Origin of the sequence: Streptomyces sp. NEAU-YJ-81 (assembly GCF_017592595.1) — a bacterium.
Lineage (GTDB): Bacteria > Actinomycetota > Actinomycetes > Streptomycetales > Streptomycetaceae > Streptomyces > Streptomyces hygroscopicus_B.
The window spans coordinates 15,154-30,010 of record NZ_JAGFNO010000006.1; the positions used below are offsets into that span (position 1 = coordinate 15,154).

Annotated in this window: 16 protein-coding genes; all 16 read left to right on the plus strand. The window is 69.1% G+C overall.

The features are described from left to right. Nucleotides 1-83 precede the first annotated feature (83 nt). The 16 genes from rpmE (at nt 84) to J5X86_RS16295 (ending at nt 14,767) form a co-directional block, all read left to right on the plus strand. Nucleotides 84-308: a 50S ribosomal protein L31 gene (rpmE, locus tag J5X86_RS16220; protein WP_030823398.1), complete on the plus strand. Its 225-nt coding sequence runs from the start codon at nt 84-86 to the stop codon at nt 306-308. 129 nt (nt 309-437) lie between these two features. Then, nucleotides 438-1,517, plus strand: a complete 1,080-nt coding sequence (prfA, locus tag J5X86_RS16225) for a peptide chain release factor 1 (RefSeq protein ID WP_208517539.1) — start codon at nt 438-440, stop codon at nt 1,515-1,517. A gap of 54 nt (nt 1,518-1,571) precedes the next feature. After that, nucleotides 1,572-2,417: a peptide chain release factor N(5)-glutamine methyltransferase gene (gene prmC, locus J5X86_RS16230; RefSeq protein ID WP_059147679.1), complete on the plus strand. Its 846-nt coding sequence runs from the start codon at nt 1,572-1,574 to the stop codon at nt 2,415-2,417. Nucleotides 2,418-2,466: 49 nt separating this feature from the next. Continuing rightward, on the plus strand, nt 2,467-3,114 hold the full coding sequence (locus J5X86_RS16235) for an L-threonylcarbamoyladenylate synthase (RefSeq protein WP_014054918.1): 648 nt from the start codon (nt 2,467-2,469) through the stop codon (nt 3,112-3,114). After that, nucleotides 3,111-3,770, plus strand: a complete 660-nt coding sequence (locus J5X86_RS16240; RefSeq protein ID WP_078643655.1) for a protein-tyrosine-phosphatase — start codon at nt 3,111-3,113, stop codon at nt 3,768-3,770. The genes J5X86_RS16235 and J5X86_RS16240 overlap by 4 nt, the downstream gene beginning before the upstream one ends. Before the next feature lie 136 nt (nt 3,771-3,906). Beyond that, entirely contained in the window at nt 3,907-5,196 is a 1,290-nt protein-coding gene (gene glyA / locus J5X86_RS16245) for a serine hydroxymethyltransferase (protein ID WP_208517540.1), read from the plus strand. 63 nt (nt 5,197-5,259) lie between these two features. Continuing rightward, complete coding sequence (locus J5X86_RS16250) at nt 5,260-6,693, plus strand: MraY family glycosyltransferase (protein WP_208517770.1); 1,434 nt, start codon at nt 5,260-5,262, stop codon at nt 6,691-6,693. A gap of 292 nt (nt 6,694-6,985) precedes the next feature. Further along, nucleotides 6,986-7,441: a hypothetical protein gene (locus tag J5X86_RS16255; protein WP_208517541.1), complete on the plus strand. Its 456-nt coding sequence runs from the start codon at nt 6,986-6,988 to the stop codon at nt 7,439-7,441. 265 nt (nt 7,442-7,706) lie between these two features. Next, nucleotides 7,707-8,516 (plus strand): F0F1 ATP synthase subunit A, encoded by an 810-nt coding sequence (atpB, locus tag J5X86_RS16260; protein ID WP_078643659.1) that lies wholly within the window; start codon nt 7,707-7,709, stop codon nt 8,514-8,516. A gap of 77 nt (nt 8,517-8,593) precedes the next feature. Then, nucleotides 8,594-8,836 (plus strand): ATP synthase F0 subunit C, encoded by a 243-nt coding sequence (gene atpE / locus J5X86_RS16265; RefSeq protein ID WP_020868408.1) that lies wholly within the window; start codon nt 8,594-8,596, stop codon nt 8,834-8,836. Nucleotides 8,837-8,874: 38 nt separating this feature from the next. Further along, nucleotides 8,875-9,438, plus strand: coding sequence for a F0F1 ATP synthase subunit B (locus J5X86_RS16270; protein ID WP_014054925.1), 564 nt, complete (start codon nt 8,875-8,877; stop codon nt 9,436-9,438). Beyond that, nucleotides 9,435-10,250, plus strand: a complete 816-nt coding sequence (locus tag J5X86_RS16275; RefSeq protein ID WP_208517542.1) for a F0F1 ATP synthase subunit delta — start codon at nt 9,435-9,437, stop codon at nt 10,248-10,250. The genes J5X86_RS16270 and J5X86_RS16275 overlap by 4 nt, the downstream gene beginning before the upstream one ends. Before the next feature lie 89 nt (nt 10,251-10,339). Further along, complete coding sequence (gene atpA / locus J5X86_RS16280; RefSeq protein ID WP_208517543.1) at nt 10,340-11,911, plus strand: F0F1 ATP synthase subunit alpha; 1,572 nt, start codon at nt 10,340-10,342, stop codon at nt 11,909-11,911. 2 nt (nt 11,912-11,913) lie between these two features. Then, the gene (locus J5X86_RS16285) at nt 11,914-12,828 is read left to right on the plus strand and encodes a F0F1 ATP synthase subunit gamma (RefSeq protein WP_208517544.1); all 915 of its coding nucleotides are present in this window, start codon (nt 11,914-11,916) and stop codon (nt 12,826-12,828) included. Nucleotides 12,829-12,832: 4 nt separating this feature from the next. Then, nucleotides 12,833-14,278 carry a F0F1 ATP synthase subunit beta gene (atpD, locus tag J5X86_RS16290; RefSeq protein ID WP_208517545.1) on the plus strand — a complete coding sequence of 482 codons (1,446 nt, stop codon included), beginning with the start codon at nt 12,833-12,835 and terminating at the stop codon, nt 14,276-14,278. Nucleotides 14,279-14,389: 111 nt separating this feature from the next. Continuing rightward, nucleotides 14,390-14,767 carry a F0F1 ATP synthase subunit epsilon gene (locus J5X86_RS16295; RefSeq protein WP_014054930.1) on the plus strand — a complete coding sequence of 126 codons (378 nt, stop codon included), beginning with the start codon at nt 14,390-14,392 and terminating at the stop codon, nt 14,765-14,767. The last annotated feature ends 90 nt before the right edge of the window (nt 14,768-14,857 follow it).

Consider the following 14,857-nt stretch of genomic DNA (forward strand, 5'->3'; position numbering starts at 1 on the left):
TGGCAAACTGGATCGTCGGTCCCGGTTCACGACAGGGCATTCCGCCCGTCGACCCGGTGCCCTCCCGAACCTAGGAGATTCCCTTGAAGCGCGACATCCACCCGGAGTACGTCGAGACGCAGGTGAGCTGCACCTGTGGCGCCTCCTTCACCACCCGTAGCACCGTGGGCGGCGGCACCATCCGTGCCGACATCTGCTCCGAGTGCCACCCGTTCTACACGGGCAAGCAGAAGATCCTCGACACCGGTGGCCGCGTGGCGCGGTTCGAGGCCCGCTTCGGCAAGAACGCCGGGTCCGCCAAGAAGTAGCGACCCGCACGGCGCCGGTCTTCGGTCGCCCCTTCCCTGGGGCGACCGGACCGGCGTTTTGTCGTCACCGGCCCTTCCGGCACTTCTTCTCCGCAACACCCCCACGCAGACCACCCAGGGAGCCCCCCGATGTTCGAGGCGGTCGAGGAACTCATCGGCGAACATGCCGACCTCGAAAAGCGGCTCGCCGACCCCGCGGTCCACGCAGACCAGCGGGAGGCGCGTCGGCTCAACAAGCGCTACGCCGAGCTGACCCCGGTGATCGCCGCCTACCGGGCCTGGAAGCAGGCCGGGGAGGACATCGAGACCGCCCGGGAGCTGGCCCAGGAGGACCCCGACTTCGTGGACGAGGTCAAGGAGCTGGAGCAGTCCCGCGAGGGGCTGACCGACCGGCTGCGGCTGCTGCTCGTCCCCCGCGACCCGAGCGACGACAAGGACGTCATCCTGGAGGTCAAGGCCGGAGAGGGCGGCGAGGAGTCCGCGCTGTTCGCCGGCGACCTGCTGCGGATGTATCTGCGGTACGCCGAGCGCGTCGGCTGGAAAACCGAGATCCTCGACGCCAACGAGTCCGACCTCGGCGGCTACAAGGACGTCCAGGTCGCGGTGAAGACCAAGGGCGGGAACGGCGCCACCGAGCCCGGCCAGGGCGTCTGGGCCCGGCTGAAGTACGAGGGCGGGGTGCACCGGGTGCAGCGGGTGCCCGCCACCGAGTCCCAGGGCCGTATCCACACCTCCGCGGCCGGTGTGCTGGTCACGCCCGAGGCCGAGGAGGTCGAGGTCGAGATCGGCCCCAACGACCTGCGGATCGACGTCTACCGCTCCTCGGGACCCGGCGGCCAGTCGGTCAACACCACCGACTCCGCGGTGCGCATCACCCACCTGCCCACCGGCATCGTCGTCTCCTGCCAGAACGAGAAGAGCCAGCTCCAGAACAAGGAGCAGGCGCTGCGCATCCTGCGCTCGCGGCTGCTGGCCGCGGCCCAGGAGGAGGCCGAGCGGGAGGCGTCGGACGCGCGCCGCAGCCAGGTCCGCACCGTCGACCGCTCCGAGCGCATCCGTACGTACAACTTCCCGGAAAACCGGATCTCGGACCATCGAGTCGGTTTCAAGGCGTACAACTTGGACCAGGTGCTCGACGGTGAACTCGAACCGGTCATCCAGGCGTGCGTCGACGCCGACGCGGCCGCCAAGCTGGCGGCCGCGGGCTGAGCCACCCACCGTCGTAGGCTTCGTGCTCTTGTCCGGACCGGCTGGAGGAATTCAGTGAACGTGCTGCTCGCCGAGGTGGCGCAGGCCACTCAGCGGCTGGCCGACGCGGGCGTGCCCTCACCGCGCTTCGACGCGGAGGAGCTCGCCGCCTTTGTGCACAGCGTCAAGCGGGGAGAGCTGCACGGCGTGCCCGACGCCGACTTCGACGCCCGCTACTGGGAGGCGGTCGCCCGGCGCGAGGCCCGCGAGCCCCTTCAGCACATCACCGGCCGCGCCTTCTTCCGCTATCTCGAGCTCCAGGTGGGACCTGGGGTCTTCGTGCCCCGGCCGGAGACCGAGTCGGTGGTCGGCTGGGCGATAGACGCGGTCCGCGCGATGGACGTCGTCGAACCGCTCATCGTCGATCTGTGCGCCGGTTCCGGCGCCATCGCCCTGGCGCTCGCCCAGGAGGTGCCGCGCTCCCGGGTGCACGCCGTGGAGCTGGACGAGGGCGCCCTGCGCTGGGCCCGCAAGAACGTCGAGGGGTCCCGCGTCGTTCTCCATCACGCGGACGCGTTGACGGCCCTGCCCGAGCTCGACGGACAGGTGGACCTCGTCATCAGCAACCCGCCGTACATCCCGCTGACCGAGTGGGAGTACGTGGCGCCGGAGGCCCGCGACCACGACCCCCAGCTCGCGCTCTTCTCCGGAGAGGACGGCCTCGATGTGATCCGTGGCCTGGAGCGCACCGCCCACCGGCTGCTGCGCCCCGGGGGCGTGGTGGTCATCGAACACGCAGACACCCAGGGCGGCCAGGTGCCGTGGATCTTCACGGAGGAGCGTGGCTGGGCGGACGCCGCCGACCACCCCGACCTGAACAACCGGCCCCGGTTCGCCACCGCGCGGAAGGCCATGCCGTGACGGCGGCACCGCACCACACATTGGCCACGTACGAGGAGGTCCGTTAAAGATGGCACGGCGATACGACTGCGGGGACGCGACCGATCGCAAGACCGGCCTGCGCGAGGCCGCCTCCGCCGTCCGCCGCGGCGAACTGGTCGTGCTGCCCACCGACACCGTCTACGGGATCGGCGCGGACGCCTTCAACGCCGAGGCGGTCGGCGATCTGCTCGAGGCCAAGGGCCGCGGCCGCAATATGCCCACCCCGGTGCTGGTCGGCTCCCCGAACACCCTGCACGGACTGGTCACCGACTTCTCCGAGATGGCCTGGGAGCTGGTCGACGCCTTCTGGCCCGGTGCGCTCACCCTCGTCGCCCGGCACCAGCCCTCGCTCACCTGGGACCTGGGGGAGACCCGGGGCACCGTCGCGGTGCGGATGCCGCTGCACCCGGTCGCGATCGAGCTGTTGACGGACTTCGGCCCGATGGCGGTCTCCAGCGCCAATCTGACCGGACACCCCTCTCCGCAGGACTGCGACGCCGCCCAGGACATGCTGGGGGACTCCGTCTCGGTGTACCTCGACGGCGGGCCCACCCCGGCCGCCGTGCCCTCCTCGATCGTCGACGTCACCGGCAAGGTGCCGGTGCTGCTCCGGGCGGGCGCGCTCACCGCCGAGCAGCTCCGCGAGGTCGTACCCGACCTCGAGGTGGCGAATTGACAGCCCCTGAGGGGCGTGGCATAGCGGAACACCGTGAGAAGAAGCCCGAGGCCACCTTCCGCATCCTCCACGTCAGCACCGGCAATGTGTGCCGCTCGCCGATCACCGAGCGGCTGACCCGGCATGCCCTCACGCACCGCCTCGGCACCGTCCGCACCCGCGGTCTGATCGTGGAGAGCGCCGGCACCTGGGGCCATGAGGGCGCGCCCATGGAGGCGCACGCCGCGACGGTCCTGACCGACTTCGGCGCCGACCCGGCGGGCTTCCTCGGCCGTGAGCTGCTGGACGAGCACGTCATCCGTGCCGACCTGGTCCTGACCGCCACCCGCGACCACCGGGCGCAGGTCATCTCGATGGGGCATTCGGCCGGCTTGCGCACCTTCACGCTCAAGGAGTTCACCCGGCTGGTGCGGGCCATAGACCCCGCGACGCTGCCCGATCCGGCGGAGGCGGGCGGCGTGGTCGAGCGCGCCCGCGCCCTGGTGCAGGCGGCGGCCGCGCTGCGCGGCTGGCTGCTGGCGCCCACCGAGGACGCGGACGAGGTGCACGATCCGTACGGGGCGCCGATCACCTTCTTCCGCTCCATCGGGGACGAGATCAACCAGGCCCTGGACCCGGTCGTCACGGCCCTGACGGGGGTTCCCGCCCCCGCGTAGCCCCCTGGCGGGGCCCAGGGGCGCGCCAACGGGGGTTTCCCGCGGCTCACGGCGCGCCACGAGGGCCTGCGGGGCCTACATTGGGGGTGACCACCTTCGACGACCCGCCGTCCCCTCCCAAGGCTGTGAGCACGCCATGGCCGTCACCCCCCGGGGCCCCGATTTCGGAGCGCTCGCCCGCCAGGACCCGGAGCTGGCGGGGATCATCCTGAGCGAGATCGACCGCGTCTCCGGCGGCCTCCAGCTCATCGCGGCCGAGAACTTCACCTCGCCGGCCGTGCTGGCGGCGCTCGCCTCACCGCTGGCCAACAAGTACGCCGAGGGCTATCCCGGCGCCCGCCACCACGGCGGCTGCGAGATCGTGGACATCGCCGAGCGGGTCGCCCAGGACCGGGCGAAGGCGCTGTTCGGCGCCGAGCACGCCAATGTGCAGCCGCATTCGGGGTCCTCGGCGGTGCTGGCCGCCTACGCCGCGCTGCTGCGGCCCGGGGACACGGTGCTGGCGATGGCGCTGGCGCACGGCGGCCATCTCACCCACGGCTCACCCGCCAATTTCTCCGGCCGCTGGTTCGACTTCATCGGCTACGGCGTCGATCCGGCGACCGGCCTGATCGACTACGAGCAGCTCCGCGCGCTCGCCCACGCCCACCGGCCGAAGGCGATCGTCTGCGGTTCGATCTCCTATCCGCGCCATCTGGACTACGCCGCCTTCCGTGCCGTCGCCGACGAGGTGGGCGCGTATCTCATCGCCGACGCCGCCCATGCGATCGGTCTGGTCGCGGGAAAGGTGGCGCCGTCCCCGGTGCCGTACGCGGATGTGGTGTGCGCAACGACACACAAAGTGCTGCGCGGGCCGCGCGGCGGAATGCTGCTGTGCGGCGCGGAGCTCGCCGAGCGGGTCGACCGGGCGGTGTTCCCGTTCACCCAGGGCGGTGCCCAGATGCACACCGTCGCGGCCAAGGCGGTGGCGTTTGGGGAGGCCGCGGCGCCCGCCTTCACCGCCTATGCGCGGCGGGTGGTGGCCAATGCCCGGGTGCTCGCGGACGCCCTGGTCGCGGAGGGTCTCGCGGTGGCCACGGGCGGCACCGACACCCATATGATCACCGCCGATACGGCCCCGCTGGGCCTGGACGGACGGGCCGCGAAGGCCCGCTGCGCGGCCGCCGGGATCGTCCTGGACACCTGCGCGCTGGCGTCCGCCACGGAGCCCCGGGGATGCGTTAAGGGGGTGCGGCTGGGCACCGCCGCGGTGACCACCCAGGGAATGGGAGCGCCGGAAATGGAGCGGATAGCGGCCCTGATGGGAACCGTCTTGCGGGACGAAGGCGTGGTACGCGAAAAGGTGGCGGAACTGGCCGGGAGATTTCCGCCCTATCCGGACGAGGGCCGAATCATGCAACCATCCGAAGGTGTAGGACGTCTGTAAGTACGTTCACCGCGAGGCGTCCGACACGCATAAGGTGTGAGGCTGTGATGGCCAGCGATACCTCTGGGGCAGCCTGTGCGTGAATACCTGCTGACTCTGTGCATCACGGCCGCGGTCACCTATCTGCTGACCGGGCCGGTGCGGAAATTCGCCATCGCGGCCGGTGCGATGCCAGAGATCCGCGCCCGTGATGTGCATCGCGAGCCCACTCCGCGGCTCGGCGGCATCGCCATGTTCGGCGGGCTGTGCGCGGGGCTGCTGGTCGCCGCCCATCTGACCAACCTCAAGGACGTCTTCGAGGTCTCCAACGAACCACGGGCGCTGCTGTCCGGTGCCGGGCTGATCTGGCTGCTGGGCGTGCTGGACGACAAGTGGGGCGTGGACGCGCTGATCAAGCTCGGCGGCCAGATGATCGCCGCCGGTGTGATGGTGCTCCAGGGTCTGACCATCCTGTGGCTTCCGGTGCCCGGGGTGGGGCCGGTCTCGCTGACGCCCTGGCAGGGCACGCTGCTGACCGTCGCCCTGGTCGTCATCACCATCAACGCGGTCAACTTCGTTGACGGGCTTGATGGGTTGGCGTCGGGGATGGTGTGCATCGCCGCCGCCGCGTTCTTCATGTACGCCTACCGCATCTGGTACGGCTACGGCCTGGAGGCGGCCGCGCCCGCCACCCTGTTCGCCGCCGTCCTCATGGGGATGTGCCTGGGCTTCCTGCCGCACAACGCGCACCCCGCGCGGATCTTCATGGGCGACTCGGGCTCGATGCTGATCGGGCTGGTGCTGGCGGCGGGCGCCATCTCCATCACCGGCCAGGTCGACCCGGACGCGATGAAGCTGTTCGAGGGGTCCGAGCAGGCCGCGGTGCACGCCACCGTCCCGGTCTACATCCCGCTGCTGCTGCCGCTGACCGTCATCGCGGTGCCCTTCGCGGACCTGGTGCTGGCCATCGTCCGGCGTACCTGGAAGGGCCAGTCGCCGTTCGCCGCGGACCGCGGCCATCTGCACCACCGGCTGCTGGAGATCGGCCACTCGCACAGCCGGGCCGTCCTGATCATGTACTTCTGGTCGGCGCTGATCGCCTTCGGCGCCGTGGCGTACTCGGTGAACTCGGCCGGTGTGTGGTTCGTCCTCGCGATCGTCACGCTGAGCGGGGTCGGGCTGGTGCTGTTGCTGCTGCCGCGGTTCACCCCGCGCGTTCCGCGCTGGGCCGAGGCATTCGTTCCGCCGCGCTACCGCCGCGCCAACCGGATCGCGCGGGCCGAGCAGGGCGCCGAGGCGCTCGCGGAGCCGGTGGCGGCCGTGGCCGGCGGAGGGTCCGCACTGTCGGATCCGGAGATGGCCGCGCCCGAGCCGGTGGGCTCCGGGATGAACGGCGGGACGAACAGCGGGATGAACGGCGGCGCGAGCGGCGGGACGAACGGCGGTGTGAACGGCGCCACCGCGATCGGCGACCGGTCCCGCTTCACTCACCGCCGCAGGATCGGAACACCCCAGTAACCGCCCTGGTAATTCCCCCAGTAAGTGCCGGAGGGAACGGGGGGGGAGAGCGTCGAAGATCACAGGACGGCGTCAGCACGGTACACAGCCGATAACTCTCCCGTGTGACGTGCAGCACATCCGAAGGGTAAAGACCTCATCAAATAGTTTGTGATACCGTTCACTAAACCCGGTGCTTAGACCGCGAGGGGCCGTAGGGCGACGGCTCTTCGTCGTGAGGTCTCCTCTGTCCCCGGGGATACGCTCGTCCACGACGAATCGTTGCTTCCGACACTTGCCGGAGAAACCCTTCATGCAGTCCAACGACGCCAGAACGCTCCTGAGTTGCGCCGTGCCCACCGCCGTCGCCGGCGTGGTCGCCGTCGCTGTCGGTGCCGCGTTCGCAGGTGGCAAGGGAGCGATCGGCGCGGGCTTCGGCACATTCGTCGCCATGGTGGTGATGGCTTCGGGGCTGATCGTGCTGGAGCGCACCGCGAAGCATCTCCCGCATCTGTTCCAGGCCATGGGCATGGTGCTTTTCATGACCGAGTTCCTGCTGGTGGCGGTCGTGCTCGCGGTGTTCCAGGACACCACGCTGTTCAACGTCAAGGCTTTCGCCCTCGCGCTGCTCGCCGCGACCCTGGTGTGGGTCGGCGCACAGACCCGTGCGCATATGAAGGCGAAGATCCTCTATGTGGAGCCCGAAGCCGAGGACGAACGTAAGCCCGAGGGGGCGAAGAAGTCCGCTCCCGCCGGGTCCACGTCGTGAGAAGTAGGGCCGGGATAAGAGCATGTGCGCTCACCTGCTATCGTCCCGTGCCATCTGAGGCACAGCGGGCGCAGGTAGCTGAACCCCCGGATTCCACGGGACGGAATCGGCGGCCCATGCAGCTGATGCCCGACATACCACTCGGCCACGCGCCGATCAGCCGCCCCCACATCCGTAAGACCAGTCCAGTGCCGTTCCGTGGCCGCGTGCCGCGCCGACACAACGAGGTTGCCGTACCCATGCGCCACGCTGAAGGAGTCTCGCGGTGAGTTCTGACCAGACGCTCGCCTTCGAGACGAACTGCCACATCTTCGACGGGTGCGGCTTCCCGGCACCCGGACTCCATTCCTTCAAGTTCGAGCCGCTCTTCTCCATCGGCGGCTTTGACTTCAACAAGCCGATGCTGCTGGCCCTGCTGGGTACGGTCGCCATCGTCTGGTTCTTCTGGGCCGCTTTCGCCCGGGCCAAGGTCGTGCCGGGCAAGCTGCAGATGATCGGTGAGGCGGGCTACGACTTCGTGCGCCGCGGCCTGGTCTATGAGGCCCTCGGCAAGAAGGAGGGCGAGAAGTACGTCCCTCTCATGGTCTCGATCTTCTTCTTCGTCTGGATCATGAACCTCTGGTCGATCATTCCGGTCGCCCAGTTCCCGGTGACGTCGATCATCGCCTTCCCGGCCGGTCTGGCCGCGATCGTCTACATCCTCTGGATGTACCTGACTTTCAAGAAGCACGGCTTCGTCGGCGGCTGGAAGAACATCACCGGCTACGACAAGGAGCTCGGCGCGATCCTGCCGATGATCGTCGTGATCGAGTTCTTCTCGAACGTCATCATCCGGCCCTTCACCCACGCGGTCCGGCTCTTCGCCAACATGTTCGCGGGCCATCTGCTGCTGCTGATGTTCACCATCGGCACCTGGTACCTGCTGAACGGCATTGGCATCGTCTACGCGGGCGCGTCGTTCGTGATGACGATTCTGCTGACCGCCTTCGAGCTCTTCATCCAGGCTGTCCAGGCGTACGTCTTCGTGCTCTTGGCCTGCAACTACGTCCAGGGCGCGCTCGCCGAGCACCACTGAGCGGACCTGGCTCCCAGACCATCAGACGTCCGGTGGCCAACCCCCACCGGCCCATGAAACGCAAAGGAAGAACCGGCATGTCCGCTCTCCAGACCCTCGCCGCCGACGGCGTCACCGGCAACCTCGGCTCGATCGGTTACGGTCTCGCCGCCATCGGCCCCGGCGTCGGCGTCGGCATCATCTTCGGTAACGGCACCCAGGCCCTGGCCCGTCAGCCCGAGGCCGCCGGCCTGATCCGCGCCAACCAGATCATGGGCTTCGCCTTCTGTGAGGCGCTCGCGCTGATCGGTATCGTCATGGGCTTCCTTTTCAAGTCCTGAACGGACCGCTTTAACCACGACAGACGGAAGGCACTGATGTGAACGCCCTGGTACAGGTGGCGGCTGAGGAGAGTGAGAACCCCCTCATCCCGCCGATCCCGGAGCTGGTCATCGGCCTGATCGCCTTTGCCATCGTCTTCTTCTTCCTCGCCAAGAAGCTCCTCCCGAACATCAACCGGGTTCTGGAGGAGCGCCGTGAGGCGATCGAAGGCGGCATGGAGAAGGCCGAGGCCACTCAGGCCGAAGCCCAGCAGGTCCTCGAGGACTACCGAGCCCAGCTCGCCGACGCCCGTCACGAGGCCGCGCGACTGCGCCAGGAGGCGCAGGAGCAGGGCGCCGCGCTCATCGCCGAGATGCGCGCGGAGGGCCAGCGGCAGCGTGAAGAGGTCATCGCGGCCGGTCACGCCCAGATCGAGGCCGATCGGAAGCAGGCCGCTCAGACCCTGCGCCAGGACGTGGGCAGGCTCGCCACCGACCTGGCCGGCCGGATCGTCGGCGAGTCGCTCGAGGACGTGGCCCGGCAGAGCCGCACCATCGACCGCTTCCTCGACGAGCTCGAGGCCAAGACGAACGACGGCTCGAAGGCCGAGGCCGGCCGATGAACGGAGCGAGCCGGGAGGCACTGGCAGCCGCGCGCGAGCGCTTCGACGCCCTGACGGACAACACCGCCGTCGACGCGTCGAAGCTCGCCGAGGAGCTGGCCGCCGTCACCGCGCTGCTCGACCGCGAGGTCTCGCTGCGCCGGGTCCTCACCGACCCGGCGCAGCCCGGCGAGGCCAAGGCCGAGCTGGCCGCGCGGGTGCTGGGCGGACAGGTCGGCGGCGAGTCCATCGATCTGGTCTCCGGCCTGGTCCGGTCCCGCTGGTCGCGCTCGCGCGACCTGGTGGACTCGCTGGAGCAGCTCGCCAGCGCCGCCGACCTGGTGGCGGCCGAGCGGACGGGTGCCCTCGACAACGTCGAGGACGAGCTGTTCCGGTTCGGCCGGATCGTCTCCTCCTCGTCCGAGCTCCGGGGTGCGCTCACCGACCGGCGCGCGAGCGTCTCGGCCAAGGCCGGGCTGGTCCGTGAGCTGCTCGGCGGCCGGGCCGACCAGGTGACCGAGCGACTGGTGATCCGTCTGGTGACCCACCCGCGGGGTCGTAGCCTGGAGGCGGGTCTCGACGAGCTGTCCAAGCTGGCGGCGGCGCGCCGGGACCGTACGGTCGCGGTCGTCACCTCCGCGGTGCCGCTCAGTGACCGGCAGAAGCAGCGGCTCGGTGAGGCACTGGGGAAGCTGTACGGACGGAAGATGCACCTCAATCTCGACGTGGACCCGGAGGTCCTCGGCGGGATCTCGGTGCGCATTGGCGACGAGGTCATCAACGGGACCATCGCGGACCGCCTCGACGAGGCGACCCGGCGGATGGCCGGCTGACACAGCCACCAACTCAACAAGCATGTAAGCGGCCCGAGTTGGGCCGTAGTCAGATACTTCGGGCCCAACAAGGAGAGCAGGGAACCCAGATGGCGGAGCTCACGATCCGGCCGGAGGAGATCCGGGACGCGCTGGAGAACTTTGTCCAGGCGTACCAGCCGGACGCGGCCTCGCGCGAGGAGGTCGGTACGGTCAGCGTTGCCGGCGACGGCATCGCGAGGGTCGAGGGTCTTCCCTCGGCCATGGCGAACGAGCTGCTGAAGTTCGAGGACGGCACCCTCGGCCTCGCCCTCAACCTCGAGGAGCGCGAGATCGGTGCGGTCGTCCTCGGAGAGTTCAGCGGTATCGAGGAGGGCCAGCAGGTGCACCGCACCGGCGAGGTCCTTTCGGTCGCCGTCGGCGAGGGCTATCTCGGCCGCGTCGTCGACCCGCTGGGTGCCCCGATCGACGGCCTCGGCGAGATCGAGACCGAGGGCCGCCGAGCCCTCGAGCTGCAGGCCCCCACGGTCATGGACCGCAAGTCGGTGCACGAGCCGATGGAGACCGGCTACAAGGCCGTCGACGCGATGACCCCGATCGGCCGCGGCCAGCGCCAGCTGATCATCGGCGACCGGCAGACCGGCAAGACCGCGCTGTGCGTCGACACGATCATCAACCAGCGCGACAACTGGCGCTCCGGTGACCCGAAGAAGCAGGTCCGCTGCATCTACGTCGCCATCGGCCAGAAGGGCTCCACCATCGCGTCCGTGCGCGGCGCGCTGGAGGAGGCCGGTGCCCTGGAGTACACCACCATCGTCGCCGCCCCGGCGTCCGACCCCGCGGGCTTCAAGTACCTCGCCCCCTACACCGGCTCGGCCATCGGCCAGCACTGGATGTACCAGGGCAAGCACGTCCTGATCGTCTTCGACGACCTGTCCAAGCAGGCCGACGCCTACCGCGCCGTCTCGCTGCTGCTGCGCCGTCCGCCGGGCCGTGAGGCCTACCCGGGCGACGTCTTCTACCTGCACTCCCGGCTGCTGGAGCGCTGCGCCAAGCTCTCCGACGAGATGGGCTCCGGTTCGATGACCGGTCTGCCGATCGTCGAGACCAAGGCGAATGACGTGTCGGCGTTCATCCCGACCAACGTCATCTCCATCACCGACGGCCAGTGCTTCCTGGAGTCGGACCTGTTCAACGCCGGTCAGCGCCCGGCTCTGAACGTCGGTATCTCGGTCTCCCGCGTCGGTGGCTCCGCCCAGCACCGGGCCATGCGCCAGGTCTCCGGCCGGCTCCGCGTGGACCTCGCCCAGTACCGTGAGCTCGAGGCGTTCGCCGCCTTCGGCTCCGACCTGGACGCGGCCTCCAAGGCGTCGCTGGAGCGCGGTGCGCGCATGGTCGAGCTGCTGAAGCAGTCGCAGTACGCCCCGTTCTCCACCGAGGACGAGATCGTCTCCATCTGGGCCGGCACCACGGGCAAGATGGACGATGTCCCGGTCGAGGACATCCGCCGCTTCGAGCGTGAGCTGCTGGACTACCTGCACCGTGAGCACAAGTCCCTGCTGACCAGCATTGTCGAGGGCGGCAAGATGTCCGACGACACGATCCAGGCGCTCGCCGAGGCGGTCGACGGCTTCAAGCGGCAGTTCGAGACCTCGGACGGCAAGCTGCTGGGCGAGGGCTGAGCATGGGTGCCCAGCTCCGGGTCTACAAGAGGCGGATCAAATCCATCTCTGCGACCAAGAAGATCACCAAGGCGATGGAGATGATCGCCGCCTCGCGCGTCGTCAAGGCGCAGCGCCGGGTGTCCGCGTCGAGTCCGTACGCCAGTGAGCTCACCCGGGCGGTGGGCGCGGTTGCCACCGGCTCCACCACCCAGCACCCGCTCACCACCGAGGCGAAGAACCCGACGCGGGCCGCGCTGCTGCTCATCACGAGCGACCGTGGTCTCGCCGGCGGCTATTCGTCCAACGTCATCAAGGCGGCCGAGCAGCTCACCGAGCGGCTCACCGGCGAGGGCAAGGAGGTCGACGCCTACATCGTCGGCCGTAAGGGCGTCGCCTACTACGGCTTCCGTGAGCGCAAGGTCACGGAGTCGTGGACCGGCTTCACCGACAACCCGACCTACGCGGACGCCAAGAAGGTCGGCGGCCCGCTGATCGAGGCCGTCCTCAAGGACACGGCCGACGGCGGCGTGGACGAGCTGCACATCGTGTTCACGGAGTTCGTCTCGATGCTGACGCAGACGCCGGTCACGGACCGGCTGCTGCCGCTCAGCCTTGAGGAGAAGGCGGACGAGCAGAAGGCGAAGGGCGAGATCCTTCCGCTGTTCGACTTCGAGCCGTCGGCGGAGGACGTCCTCGACGCCCTGCTGCCGCGGTACGTCGAGTCCCGTATCTACAACGCCCTGCTCCAGGCCGCCGCCTCCAAGCACGCGGCCACCCGGCGGGCGATGAAGTCGGCGACCGACAACGCCGAAGATCTCATCAAGTCGCTCACGCGACTTGCCAACGCGGCCCGCCAGGCCGACATCACCCAGGAAATCAGCGAGATCGTCGGTGGCGCGAGTGCCCTGGCCGACGCCTCTGCGGGGAGTGACTGACACTATGACCACCACTGTTGAGCCAACCGCTGTGGCCGCCGGCCGCGTCGCGCGGGTCATCGGCCCGGTCGTCGACGTGGAGTTCCCCGTCGACTCGATGCCGGAGATCTACAACGCGCTGCAGGTCGAGGTCGCCGACCCCTCCCAGGAGGGGGCGAAGAAGACCCTGACCCTCGAGGTCGCCCAGCACCTGGGCGAGGGCCTGGTCCGCGCCATCTCCATGGAGCCCACCGACGGTCTGGTCCGCCAGGCCGCGGTGACCGACACCGGCGACGGCATCACCGTGCCGGTCGGCGATGTCACCAAGGGCCGGGTGTTCAACACCCTCGGCAAGATCCTCAACGAGCCCGAGGCCGAGTCCGAGGTCACCGAGCGCTGGTCCATCCACCGCAAGGCCCCGGCCTTCGACCAGCTCGAGTCCAAGACCGAGATGTTCGAGACCGGCCTGAAGGTCGTCGACCTGCTGACCCCGTACGTCAAGGGCGGCAAGATCGGTCTGTTCGGCGGCGCGGGCGTCGGCAAGACCGTGCTCATCCAGGAAATGATCATGCGTGTGGCCAAGCTGCACGAGGGCGTTTCCGTGTTCGCCGGTGTCGGCGAGCGTACCCGTGAGGGCAACGACCTGATCGAGGAGATGGCCGAGTCCGGCGTGCTCCCGCAGACCGCGCTGGTCTTCGGCCAGATGGACGAGCCCCCGGGCACCCGTTTGCGCGTCGCCCTGGCCGGTCTGACCATGGCGGAGTACTTCCGCGATGTGCAGAAGCAGGACGTGCTGTTCTTCATCGACAACATCTTCCGCTTCACCCAGGCCGGTTCCGAGGTCTCGACCCTGCTCGGCCGGATGCCCTCCGCGGTGGGCTACCAGCCGAACCTGGCCGACGAGATGGGCATCCTGCAGGAGCGCATCACCTCGACCCGTGGTCACTCGATCACCTCGATGCAGGCGATCTACGTCCCCGCGGACGACCTGACCGACCCGGCCCCGGCGACCACCTTCGCGCACCTCGACGCGACCACGGTGCTCTCCCGGCCGATCTCGGAGAAGGGCATCTACCCGGCGGTGGACCCGCTGGACTCGACGTCCCGGATCCTGGACCCGCGCTACATCTCGCAGGAGCACTACGACTGCGCCTCGCGCGTGAAGTCGATCCTGCAGAAGTACAAGGACCTCCAGGACATCATCAACATCCTGGGCATCGACGAGCTCGGCGAGGAGGACAAGCTCACCGTCTTCCGCGCCCGCCGCATCGAGCGCTTCCTGTCGCAGAACACCCACGCGGCGAAGCAGTTCACCGGCCTCGACGGATCGGATGTGCCGCTGGACGAGTCCATCGCCGCGTTCAACGCGATCGCCGATGGTGAGTTCGACCACTTCCCCGAGCAGGCGTTCTTCATGTGCGGTGGCCTGGACGACCTCAAGGCCAAGGCCAAGGAGCTGGGCGTCTCCTGAGCCCCGTAGCTCCGCGGGAGGGGTGGGCCCGGTCCCACCCCTCTCCGTACGCCCGTTATTCTTTGACGAAAGCCCTGCCCGACCCGGCAGGGAGAGACCCGAGGAGCCACGTTGGCTGCTGAGCTGCACGTCGAGCTGGTCGCAGCGGACCGTAGTGTCTGGTCCGGCGCTGCCACCTTGGTCATCGCGCGCACCACATCGGGTGACATCGGCGTCATGCCCGGCCACCAGCCGCTGCTCGGTGTGCTGGAGTCCGGCCCGGTGACCATCCGTTCGGTCGACGGCGGGACGGTCGTGACCGCGGTGCACGGTGGGTTCATCTCATTCGCGGACGACAAGCTCTCGCTGCTGGCCGAGGTCGCGGAGCTGTCCGACGAGATCGATGTCAAGCGCGCGGAGCGGGCGCTGGAGCGTGCCAAGTCGGCGGCGGACGCCGCCGCCGAGCGGCGCGCCGACGTCCGGCTGCGTGCGGTGGCGGGAGCGCACTGAGCCTGTCACGTACGGTCGGAAAACCTCAGCCGCGGACCTCGCTGGAGCCCTTTCAGCGGTCCGCGGCTGAGGCGATGCAGGTGCGGTTTT